Genomic DNA, 11,762 nt, shown 5'->3' on the forward strand with positions numbered 1-11,762 from the left:
ATGGTGTTTTTAGTATTTAATGGATTAGTGGTTTATGGTGGGGGAATAGTTTATGTATTTATAGTATATTGTTTGGTTTAAAAAATTGAAAGGTTGAAAAATGAAAAAAATATTAGCTTTAATTTTATCGCTATTTGGATTATCTTCTAATATTTATGCTGATGATAATATTAATAATAAAATGTTGGTTAGAATTTCTGTTGTTGAAGTTTATCCAGAGTATCTTGATGAATACCTTGTTATTGCAAAAGAAGTTGCTGAAGCTTCAATTGAAAAAGAAAAGGGTGTAATATCTATTTATCCAATGATGCTTGTAAAAAATAATAATATAATTAATATTTTAGAAATTTATAAAGACCAAGAATCTTATAATAAACATATTAATTCCGAACATTTTCAAAAATATAAAAAAGGCACATTGCATATGGTAAAATCTCTTGAATTACTTGATTCTTATCAATTAAGCGATAAAAATTTTAAAGCAATTTTTAAAAGACAATAATTTATATATGTTTTTTAATTAAAAGTATTAAATAGATTGTGTGTTTTATAGACAAGGAGTATAATAATTTATTTTAATATCAATTAATTTAATTAGTAATTATTATCTTAATTAATTATAGCAGTAATTTTTATAGTATTTTTAATGTATGTATGGATACTTAATTGCACTAAAATATATTATAAATATCAAAATATTATATTTTATACATATATAATAGTCCCCATTAAAAAATAGGTTTAATTAAGTGGTAATAATGAATATTTTATATAGCTAAAATTAAAATAAATTTTTCAAATTTCATTCTAATTTATTGATATAAGTAAAACTAATTTTTTTATTAAATTAGTTTTACTTTATAATATTTATTTTTTTAAAATATCTTGAACGCATTCAAGTGGGGTTGTAAATATTTTATCACAACTTTGCTTGAGAGTATTCATATCTGTGTATTCAAATAAAGTTACATAAGCATTCACTTCAGCAGCTTTAGCAGCTTCTGTATCGTTTAAAGTATCTCCTATCATATAAATTTTACTAAAGTCAAATTCTTTTTTAAGTTCGTTAATTGCAAGCATTTCAGAGCCTTTTAAACGACTTAGTGCTTTATAAATTGGTTCTGGATTTGGTTTGCAGTATTTTACTTCATCACCACCCACAACTACGCTAAAATCATCTAAAATATCAAAATCTTTTAAAATTTCTTTAGCAAAATAAACAGATTTTGTAGTTACTAATCCTACTTTAGCATTTTTACTAGCAAGTTTTACTGCTTCTTTTGCCCCATTTAAAAGACTAGTTCCATCTTTATAATATATTTTATAATTTTGTCTATATAATTTAACTATATCAGCAACTTGCTCTTTTGGCACTCCTATTGTTTCAAACATTCCTTCAGTAGACATTCCAATTAATGTTTTTATATATTCATCACTTAAATTAAAATTATAACTTTCTAAGGCTTTTCTAAGACTAGTAATTATTGGCTGGGTAGAATCGATTAAAGTTCCATCTAAATCAAAAAATATAATCATTTGTATCCTTTTTTTTATTTTAAGCTTAGCAAAATAAAGCTAATTTATTGACAATTTACAAATTTAATTATAAAATCTAATTTAATTGACTTTATCAACTATTAGGAATAACATGTTTTTTAAAAAAATTACCTATGCAAATAGAAAAATCATCAGTAAAGTAAATGAAATTTTAAAGCCATTTAATATCAACGCTACTGATTGGAGAGTGTTTTATTATCTTAGCTCAACAAAAAGTGCTAGTTTAAGTGAGATTTGCGAGTTTTATCAGATGGATAAGGCTATTGCGTCTAGGATTTGTAAGAAACTAGAAAAAGCAAATTATTTAGAAATTTCAAGCTCAAATGATAAAAGAGAAAAAATCATTTCACTTAGTTTAAAAGGCAAGGAATTGTTTTTTGATGCAAATATTTTAATTTCTAATTACGAAAAGCAAATTTGTGATGATTTAGACTATGCTGAATTTGGATTGTTCATTAATATGCTTGATAAAATCAATAAAAAATTATAAGGAGTTTTTATGGGATTATCCAAAAAGTATAATATTTGGAATAAGAATTTTATTTGTGTTTTTATTATTAATTTTGTTATTTGTTTAGTGTTTTTTATCACTACGATTGCTTCTACAGATTTTGCAAAAACTATATTACAATCTAGCACAGCAATAGCAGGTCTTGCTAATGGTATTTTTGTAATTGGAGCACTATTATCAAGACTTTATTTTGGCTCAATTATTGATAATATAAACATAAAAAAAGTTATGATTATTAGTTTAGTTTTGTATTTTATACCTAATTTATATTACTTGTTTTTATCAACTAATTTTGAATTAATATTATCAAGATTGCTTGCTGGTATGTGTTATGGTGCATGCTCTTGTGCTTGTGGTGCTGCAGTAGCTAGACTAGTGCCTAGCAATAAAAGAGGAATTGGTATAGGATATTATGCGGTTAGTGTTGTATTAAGTTCTGCTATTGGACCATTTTTAGCAGTATATTTAGTGGGTAAAAATAATTTTAATTTATGTTTTATAATTTCTTTAATTAGTATATTAATAGCATTAATTTCAAGTGTAGTAATAAAAGTTAAAAGATTTAGAAAACATAAGATAAATCACGTTAAAAAATCTTTTTCAATTTTTAATTACATTGAAAAATCGGTTTTGGGTGTTGCTTATGTTGTATTTTGTATGGGTTTTGTTTATGGAGCAATTATTGCTTTTATAAGTTCTTATTCAAAAGAGCTTAATTTAATTGAAGCAGGTTCATTATTTTTTGTATTTTATGCTTGTATTAGTGTGTTTTCAAGACCAATTTCAGGTAAAGTATTTGATAAAATAGGTGCAGATTATGTAATAGTTCCTTCTATTTTGTTTTATGTAGCAAGTTTAATAATTTTAGCTTATACAAACAATTCTTTAATGATGTATTTATCAGCTATTTTTTGTGCTTTAGGATATGGAAACGCTACTTCAAGTCTTCAATCACTTGCTATAAAATTATCTCCTAAAGAGAAAATGGGCTTAGCAAATTCAACATTTTTTATAGCTTTAGATGTTGGAATGGGTATTAGTCCTTATTTGTTAGGTTTGATTGAGCCTAGTTACGGGCATTCTAGGATTTATGAAATATGTGCGGGGATAATTTTGTTTTCTTTAATATTGTATTATGCCTTTGTTATGAGAAAATCAAAAGATTTTAAAAAAGATTTAAAAGATTATGAAGATAATTTTTTAGAAAAAAATCACTCGGATATTATCATTAAAGACTAGGAGAAAATATGAAATTTAGTGGAAAAAATGTATTAATTACAGGTGCATCTAAAGGCATTGGTGCTGAAATAGCTAGAGTTTTAGCAGGATTTGGTCTAAAAGTATGGATTAATTATCGTTCAAAACCTGAACTTGCAGAGAATTTAAAACAAGAAATTGAAAAAAATGGTGGTAAAGCAGCAATTATTTGTTTTGATGCAAGTTGTGAAAGTGATTTTACAAATGCTATTAAAACAATAATTGATTGCGATGGAGAATTAAGTTATTTAGTAAATAATGCAGGAATTACAAAAGACAAATTAGTTTTAAGAATGAGCGAAGCTGATTTTGATGATGTTATAAAGGCTAATTTAAATTCAACTTTTATAGGTTGTAAAGAAGCATTTAAAGTGATGAGTAAAAAGCGTTTTGGTAGTGTTGTAAATATTAGTTCAGTTGTTGGTGAGATGGGAAATGCAGGTCAAGTAAATTATTCTGCTAGTAAAGGTGGGGTTATTGCTATGACTAAGTCTTTTGCTAAAGAAGCAGCTAGTAGAGAAGTTCGTTATAACGCAATTACTCCAGGATTTATAGAAAGTGATATGACAGATGTATTAAGTGATGAAATTAAACAAACTTATTATAAAGCAATTCCACTTGCTAGATTTGGTAAACCTAGCGAAGTTGCAAATGCAGTTGCGTTTTTATTAAGTGATTATTCTAGTTATATTACAGGTGAGATTTTAAAAGTTAATGGCGGAATGTATGTGTAATTTATTTACACTTTTTTGTAAGAATACGAGTTTAATTTTATTTTAGGAGAAAAAAATGTCTATTTTTGAAGATGTTAAAAAAGTTATTGTAGAAGAATTAGGAGCTGATGAAGCTAGTATTACACCTGATGCTAAAATTATTGAAGATTTAGGTGCAGATTCACTTGATGTAGTTGAATTAATTATGGCTTTAGAAGAAAAATTTGATATTTCTATTCCTGATGAAGATGGTCAAAAAATCGCAACAGTTAATGATATAGTAAAATACATAGAAGCAAAAAAACAATAAGGATTTAAATTGAGAAGAGTAGTAGTAACTGGCATTGGAATGATAAATGCCCTTGGGCTTGATAAAGAAAGTTCGTTTAAGGCGATTTGTGATGGAAAAAGCGGTGTTGGAGAAATTACTCTTTTTGATACCAGTGATTTAAGTGTTAAAATTGCCGCAGAAGTTAAGGATTTCGATCCTTTAACAGTATTAAACGCAAAAGATGTTAAAAAAGCTGATAGATTTATTCAACTTGGATTACACGCTGCAAAAGAAGCTATAAGTGATGCTAATTTTAAAATGGTTGATGGCGTGATTAGTGAAGTTGATTTAGATGAATTTGGAGTAGTAAGTGCAGCAGGAATTGGTGGCTTACCTAATATTGAGAAAAATTCTAATGTATGTTTGCAAAAGGGCGCAAGCAGGATTTCGCCTTTTTTCATACCTTCAGCTCTAGTTAATATGCTAGGGGGAATGGCTTCAATTGATTATAAATTGAAAGGTCCAAATTTATCTTGTGTAACTGCTTGTGCAGCAGGAACTCACGCAATTGGCGAAGCTTATAAAACAATAGTTTGCAATCAAGCAAATAAAATGTTAGTAATTGGAGCTGAATCAGCTATTTGTGCAGTAGGTATAGGTGGATTTGCTTCAATGAAAGCTTTATCTACTAAAAATGATACTCCAGAAACAGCTAGTAGTCCATTTGATGCTAGTAGAGATGGCTTTGTTATGGGAGAAGGTGCAGCTGCTCTTGTCTTAGAAGATTATGAAGATGCTAAAAAAAGAGGTGCTAGAATATATGCTGAAGTTATAGGGTTTGGTGAAAGTGCAGATGCAAATCATATAACTTCTCCAGCTTTAGATGGTCCATTAAGAGCTATGAAAAAAGCTTTATGTATGGCAAAGGGATTTGATTGCTCTGCTAATAAAATTAAAATTGATTATATTAACGCACACGGAACATCAACTCCAGCTAATGATAAAAATGAAACAGCAGCAATGAAAGAATTGTTTAAAGATGATATGCCTTTAGTAAGTTCTACAAAAGGTCAAACAGGACATTGTTTAGGTGCTGCTGGTGCTATTGAAGCAGTAATTTGTCTAATGGCTATGAGAGATAGTATAGTTCCACCTACAATAAATTATAAAAACCCTGACCCTGATTGTGATTTAGATTATGTGCCTAATATGGCTAGAAAGCATACAATTAAAACAGCTATGAGTAATTCGTTTGGTTTTGGTGGAACGAATGCTTCAGTGATTTTTAGAAAATTGGATTAATTAAGATGGCAGCTTATTTAGATTTTGAGAAAAATATTCAACAATTAGATGAAGATATTATTAATGCTAATATTAAAGGCGATATAGAAGCAGTTAAGATTTTAAAAAAGAATTTAGAAAAAGAATTAACAAAAACCTATAAAAACTTAAGTGATTTTCAAAAACTACAGCTAGCAAGACATCCTGATAGACCATATTCTCTTGATTATGTGAGAATAATTTTAAAAAATGCCCATGAATTACATGGAGATAGAGCATTTAGAGATGACCCTGCTATAGTTTGTTTTGCTGGTTATATTGGCGAGCAAAAAGTAATGTTAATAGGCGAACAAAAAGGTCGTGGAACAAAATATAAATTACATAGAAATTTCGGTATGCCACATCCAGAGGGTTATCGTAAGGTTTTAAGATTTGCTAAAATGGCTGAAAAATTTAAAATACCTATTGTATTTTTAGTAGATACTCCAGGTGCTTATCCTGGAGTAGGAGCTGAAGAGCGTGGTCAAAGTGAGGCAATTGCTACAAATTTATATGAATTAAGCGCTTTAAAAACAATAATTATTTCTATAGTAATTGGAGAAGGCGGAAGTGGTGGAGCTTTAGCTTTAGGTGTAGCTGATAAATTAGCTATGCTTAAAAATTCAGTGTTTTCTGTAATATCTCCTGAAGGTTGTGCTGCTATATTATGGAATGACCCAAGTAAAAGTGAAGCTGCAACAAAGGCTATGAAAATAAGTGCTGATGATTTATATGAGCAAGGATTAATAGATGATATTATAGAAGAAGGCATTGCTCATAGAAACAAAGAGATTACTGCAAATAATATACAAAATTATGTTTTAGAAAAAATAGAAGAACTAAAACCATTAAATCTTGATGAATTGGTTGCAAAAAGAATGCAAAAAATTCTCAAATTGGGTTCTTTTAATGAAGACAAATAATATTTATCCAAGTATCTTACTTGGATAATTTTAGGTTTGTATATGAAATATGTTTTTTTACTCAATATGGGTGGTGTAAATCAACTTGATGAATGTGAAGTATTTTTAAAAAATATGTTTAATGACCCAAATATTTTGGGAATAAAATCAGATTTTTTAAGAAGTCTTGTAGCATTTATGATAAGAAAATTTCGTATTAAATCTATGAAAGAAAATTATAATAAAATAGGTGGTAAAAGTCCTTTAACTAAAATCCAAAAATCTCTTTGTGATAAATTAAATTCTTTGCAAAAAGATTTTCATTTTGATTTTATATCAACTTATGTTCCGCCTTTTGCTAAAGAAGTCTTAGCTAAATATGATTTTAAAGATAATGATGAAATAATACTATTTCCTTTATATCCACATCATTCTATAACCACTACTACATCATCTTTGCAAGATTTTTATAAAAATTTTGATAAAAAAATCAGTATAAAAGAAATACCTTATTTTTACCAAGATGAGCTTTATAATAATATTATTTTAAATGAGATACAAAAATATAAAAATATTGATTGCTTGATAATATCAGCACATTCTTTACCGATAAAAACTATAGAAAAGGGTGATATTTACGAAGAGCATATAAAAGAACATTTTGCTATATTAAAGGATAAATTACAAAACGATTTTAAAGAAATTAAATTAGCTTATCAGTCAAAATTAGGACCTGTAAAATGGTTAGAACCTGCACTTAGTGATGAATTAGATAAATTAGGCAATAAAAGTGTTTTAATATATCCACTATCATTTTGTATTGATTGTTCTGAAACTATTTTAGAATTAGATATTGAATATAGACATCAGTATAAAGGTGATTATAATGTGTGTAAATGTCCAAATGATAGTGAAGATTTTGCTAAATATATCTTAAGCAAATTGGAATTTGCAAATACTAATTTAAATTATGAAAGTCAAAATAAAATTTAAGCTTAAAATGATTTTTTATAACTAATATAAATAACCTATCAAAAGAATTTCAATAATTTTACTTACTTATAATTGGTATCTTATTTATTCTTTACAATTTATATTAAGTTTTGAAATTCTTATTTTAATTTTTTAGATTTTATGGTATTTATAAATAGATTTATTTAGAGTATAAAATAGTAGTTTGGCTAAAATTAGATTTAAAAAATAAACTTTTATTTTAAATTCCATAGTTTTTAAGTTAAGATATATATTTTATTAAATTTTAAACTAATTTTAAAAATATAAAAGATTAGAGTTTTAAGTGTTTTTTATTAGCAAAGCAAATAAAATTATAATTAAAATTGTAAAAATAACATTAAAAAATGTAAGTAGTAAATATATATATCATATACAAAATGTGGCGAATTTTTAAAATACTTGATTGTAATATCGCTTAAAGTTTTATAATGGAATTTAAAGAGCTTTTAAAGTATAAAAACTAATGCACGAAATCATATACTTGTAATATGTATAATCGTTATTAAATTTTACAAAATAGATAAAATTAAATTAATCTTGTTAAGTCCTTAAAATCATATTGTAATGATATTTTATGTAGTTTGAGTTTTGCAAAAATAATATTAAGTCAAGCTTAAGCAATATATTCCATAAAAATTCATCTAACTTTAGCGAGTAAAAAAAGTTCTTGGCTTTAAATATTTTTATCTATAATTTAAAGCTAATAGTAAGTTTTTGTTATCACAATTTTAAAATGTTGCAATGGTTGAGAATGTGGATTTACAAGGCAAATATTTGCTTTGTAATTTTTTCTGTTTTCATTTAATAAATTTAAAAATTAATAGATTTTTTCTATTCAAAAACTTATTCTGATTTATTTTTACTTAGAAGGGGACGGATACAAACTTCATTTAGTTATTCTCGTATCCTTATTACATAATTAGTCATTATCTTTGTTTTAACATAATCTAGGTTTTTCTAACCTTTATACTTACTTATATTTATAAAAATCAAGGTAGGTTTCTTAACAGCAGTTTTTATATTCTAGTTGTTATTTCATTTATTTTAAGGTTAAATATTATGGAATTTAAAATAAGAATTTGGATTTGGAAATTTATAATTTAAATTCCATAATTTAATATGAAAAATCACTAATAAAAGCTATTTAAGATACTATTAATTGCGTATGTTTTAAATTCTAATATTTTAGATTTTACAAATAAGTTTAGTTTTAAAATTTAGAATTTAAAATGAGAATTTGATTTTTAATACAGATTATATTTATGTTACTTTTATTAGCTGTAATACCTTTAAAACTCTTAATAACTTAGATTTAAATTTTAAAGATTTTATCTATAATGCTAAAAACATTATAAAATATTTTATCATCTATGATTGAAACTTGTTTGTTAATGCCTTATGCGTTTAATAATTCTATGAATTTTTCTAAATCTTCTGGATTAAGCAATTCGGTGTTTATAATGCTGCTAAGGAATTTGTTTTTATAAGATAGATGTAAAATTTTGTGTGATGAAAATCTAATGTTTAAATATTCGAAATAATATTCTTTTAAATTATCATAATATATCCTTGTTTTACTAAAAAGCCTAATGATTTCAAAATACTCATCATAACAGATAATTTTTCTTATCATAAGTGGAAAAAGCATAAAACGAAAATGGTGAGGAAGGGCAAATAAAACAAATAGCAATATCACTAAATAACCATCATTAAAATACAAAATACAAGCAAAAATTATAATGATATACAAGCATATAAAAACATTAGGAAGTAATAAAAATAGTGATTTATATATAGAAAATAATAGGCTTTTTTTAAGATTTACTATCAGAATTATTTCTTTATCATTTTGCACAATATAAGCCTTTTTTTGATAATTTAAGATTACATTATTTTAGCAATTAAATTAGTTAGCTTTAACACTAATTAAAATATATTTAAACTAAATTCTTATTTTCAATTATATAATGTTTTAATTTTTATACTATTAAAATTGGGCTTTAATTAATGAGTAAATTGCGAGAAAATCTCGCAATTTTTTATTTAAAGTTTAGATTTTTTACATCCTCATCAACTTTTTTCATAGCTTCTGTTGGTAGAGAACCTGTTGGTGGTTTGTGATCTAGTTTTAGAGGTGCTGCTGGAATTGTTGCTGTTTTTGTTAATTCAATTTTAATTCCATAAGGAGCTAACGCATTTGCTAACTCTGCTTGTCCTTCTCTAGCTACTTCTTTACATTGACCTATAATTCTCATAAATTCTTGTGGTGAGTGGAAGCCATAGCTATTTTCACTAAATGATACGTCCCATCTAATATGTGCTTTTCTATGAGCATATTGTGCTTTTTCTATAACTTTTGAAATAGCATCATCTCTTGCTTTATCTTCAAGACTTGCAAATTCAGGAAGTTTTGCTAATTCTTCACGAGCTGTTTTTATATCAGCAATTAATGCTAATAAGTTATTTTCACAACCTCTAAGCTCATAAGCGTGGCGATTTTGAATAAAGCTAATTCTATCTTTTAATACTTGTTCGCTTTGTGGATGGCAAGTTTTACAAGCTGCATTTATATCAGCTAATGGAGATAGTATATTGTGATTAGTTACTTTGTTTGCTCCATCTCTTTTGTATGGCATATGGCAATCTGCACAAGTTACACCACTTCTATAATGTAAAGAGCTTGAATACATTTCAGCTTCTGGGTGTTGCATTTTAATTATTTTTGTTTTTGTATCTTTTTGAATGTAATCATATGGGAATTCACCATTTGCAAATTTTTCATCATAGTATTCATCAAAATTCTCTATTTTAAATGCTTCATCTTTTTTCCATTTTGTCCATGGGAATGTTAAAGTGCTATCTTTACCTTCAAAATAATACTCAACGTGGCATTGCATACAAACATAATTTCTCATTTCTTTTCTACTAGCTTTGATACCACTTTTAGCGTCTGCTTCATAGCCTCTTAAAACCATAGCATTAACAAAAGCAGGGCGAGTTACACGAAGGCTCATATCATCTGGGTTATGACAATCCGCACAGGTTGATCCCATATGAGAGCCGTGAATTCCATCTCCGTATTTTTCTTCTACTTTTTTCATAACATCAAAATAAGGCATTTTATTCATATTTGTCCAAGCTTCTTTCATAGCTTCGCCTTTTTCACCAAATACATCAAAAAATCCCATTTTCTTTGCACCCATTACTTCAGTTTTACCTAGCATAAAACTTGGGCTTAATTTATCACTTTTATAAATAGCAGTTAAGTAACCAGTATGGCAATTTACACAAGCACCAGGCTGACCTTTAAATGCAGGTAATCCGTGAGCATTTAGATATTCTTTATTGTTTCTTTTTGTTTCCATTTGGTCAATTTGTGAGTAATAGTGAGTTCTTGGTTTAGAATAATCAACCGCAAAAGCGTATCCATTCCAAAATGTTGTCGCAGCCGGCCAGCGAATAATCTTACTATAAGGTAAACTTCCACCAAATGGTGTTTCAATATACTCATCTTTCATTTGTAAATAACCATCTAATTGAGCTGGGAAATTTCTACCCCATTTTGCAAAATCTGGTTCTTCATCACTAATTTCAAAAGTTTTTAATGGTTGAGTTTTACTTTCACCTTTATGTTCTGCAATGTTTGTATTAAGTGCAAATAAGCCTGCACCACCTAAAGCAGCTACCACAATAGCCGCAACATAAACTGATTTTGACATATTTTCTCCTTTTAATTATGTAAATGACCTATTGTTCTATGACAGCTAAGGCAATCAAGTGGCTCGCTATTTAATTTTGTCGTTGCATTGATTGCATTATGTGCGTAGTCTTTATGACAAGTCGCACAATTGCGATTAACATCTTCGTGTGTCATTTCGGTAGGTTCTAAATTAGGTGGATTTCCTCCTACTGTAAAATAATAGCCGTGTTTTAATCCGTGATAAGCTTTTTTAGTCCAATAAGCTACCACATCACCTTGAGGTAAATGACAATCTACGCAACCTGCATTGCTTGAATGCTCACCTTTTGCCCAGCTATCATAAACATCTGTCATAATATGACATTTACTACAGGCTTCAGGTTTAGAAGTCATCATTAAAAAGCCATCTGCTATTATAAAAGTATAAATTCCACCACCAATAAAAATCCCAATTACTATGCAAAGGGCTAATAAAAGTTTGTTTGTTGGTTTTTTCATTTATACACCTTGTGAAAAT

12 protein-coding genes are annotated in these 11,762 nt (G+C 27.2%); 8 read left to right on the top strand and 4 right to left on the bottom strand.

Annotated elements, in window-relative coordinates; translation table 11 throughout:
• Positions 1-100: 100 nt before the first annotated feature.
• Complete coding sequence (locus tag AVBRAN12642_RS07465) at positions 101-502, top strand: putative quinol monooxygenase (protein ID WP_214150678.1); 402 nt, start codon at positions 101-103, stop codon at positions 500-502.
• A gap of 365 nt (positions 503-867) precedes the next feature.
• Here the strand turns inward: AVBRAN12642_RS07465 and AVBRAN12642_RS07470 are convergent, their stop codons facing one another.
• On the bottom strand, positions 868-1,536 hold the full coding sequence (locus AVBRAN12642_RS07470) for an HAD family hydrolase (protein WP_336607425.1): 669 nt from the start codon (positions 1,534-1,536) through the stop codon (positions 868-870).
• 112 nt (positions 1,537-1,648) lie between these two features.
• On the opposite strand from AVBRAN12642_RS07470, the gene AVBRAN12642_RS07475 reads away from it, so the two are divergent.
• Genes AVBRAN12642_RS07475 through hemH form a run of 7 tightly spaced genes read left to right on the top strand, consistent with a single transcriptional unit; the run spans position 1,649 to position 7,524 of the window.
• Positions 1,649-2,047, top strand: coding sequence for a MarR family winged helix-turn-helix transcriptional regulator (locus AVBRAN12642_RS07475; protein WP_214118266.1), 399 nt, complete (start codon positions 1,649-1,651; stop codon positions 2,045-2,047).
• A gap of 9 nt (positions 2,048-2,056) precedes the next feature.
• Positions 2,057-3,307, top strand: a complete 1,251-nt coding sequence (locus tag AVBRAN12642_RS07480) for an MFS transporter (protein ID WP_214118268.1) — start codon at positions 2,057-2,059, stop codon at positions 3,305-3,307.
• 8 nt (positions 3,308-3,315) lie between these two features.
• Positions 3,316-4,059, top strand: coding sequence for a 3-oxoacyl-ACP reductase FabG (gene fabG, locus AVBRAN12642_RS07485; protein WP_214118270.1), 744 nt, complete (start codon positions 3,316-3,318; stop codon positions 4,057-4,059).
• Between the two features lie 55 nt (positions 4,060-4,114).
• Complete coding sequence (gene acpP, locus AVBRAN12642_RS07490; protein WP_214118272.1) at positions 4,115-4,348, top strand: acyl carrier protein; 234 nt, start codon at positions 4,115-4,117, stop codon at positions 4,346-4,348.
• A gap of 9 nt (positions 4,349-4,357) precedes the next feature.
• Complete coding sequence (locus AVBRAN12642_RS07495) at positions 4,358-5,611, top strand: beta-ketoacyl-ACP synthase II (RefSeq protein ID WP_336607424.1); 1,254 nt, start codon at positions 4,358-4,360, stop codon at positions 5,609-5,611.
• Between the two features lie 5 nt (positions 5,612-5,616).
• Positions 5,617-6,552 (top strand): acetyl-CoA carboxylase carboxyltransferase subunit alpha, encoded by a 936-nt coding sequence (locus tag AVBRAN12642_RS07500; RefSeq protein WP_214118277.1) that lies wholly within the window; start codon positions 5,617-5,619, stop codon positions 6,550-6,552.
• 42 nt (positions 6,553-6,594) lie between these two features.
• Positions 6,595-7,524 carry a ferrochelatase gene (hemH, locus tag AVBRAN12642_RS07505; RefSeq protein ID WP_336607423.1) on the top strand — a complete coding sequence of 310 codons (930 nt, stop codon included), beginning with the start codon at positions 6,595-6,597 and terminating at the stop codon, positions 7,522-7,524.
• 1,417 nt (positions 7,525-8,941) lie between these two features.
• On the opposite strand, the gene AVBRAN12642_RS07510 is transcribed toward hemH, so the two are convergent.
• The 3 genes from AVBRAN12642_RS07510 to nrfH all read right to left on the bottom strand — a co-directional run bounded on the left by AVBRAN12642_RS07510 (position 8,942) and on the right by nrfH (position 11,743).
• Positions 8,942-9,400 (bottom strand): hypothetical protein, encoded by a 459-nt coding sequence (locus tag AVBRAN12642_RS07510; RefSeq protein ID WP_336607422.1) that lies wholly within the window; start codon positions 9,398-9,400, stop codon positions 8,942-8,944.
• A gap of 184 nt (positions 9,401-9,584) precedes the next feature.
• Positions 9,585-11,264: an ammonia-forming cytochrome c nitrite reductase subunit c552 gene (locus tag AVBRAN12642_RS07515; protein WP_336607421.1), complete on the bottom strand. Its 1,680-nt coding sequence runs from the start codon at positions 11,262-11,264 to the stop codon at positions 9,585-9,587.
• Positions 11,265-11,275: 11 nt separating this feature from the next.
• A complete protein-coding gene (gene nrfH, locus AVBRAN12642_RS07520) occupies positions 11,276-11,743 on the bottom strand; it encodes a cytochrome c nitrite reductase small subunit (RefSeq protein ID WP_214118286.1) in 468 nt (155 codons plus the stop codon).
• Positions 11,744-11,762: the final 19 nt, after the last annotated feature.

Origin of the sequence: Campylobacter sp. RM12642 (genome assembly GCF_020137635.1) — a bacterium.
In the GTDB taxonomy this organism is placed as follows: domain Bacteria; phylum Campylobacterota; class Campylobacteria; order Campylobacterales; family Campylobacteraceae; genus Campylobacter_E.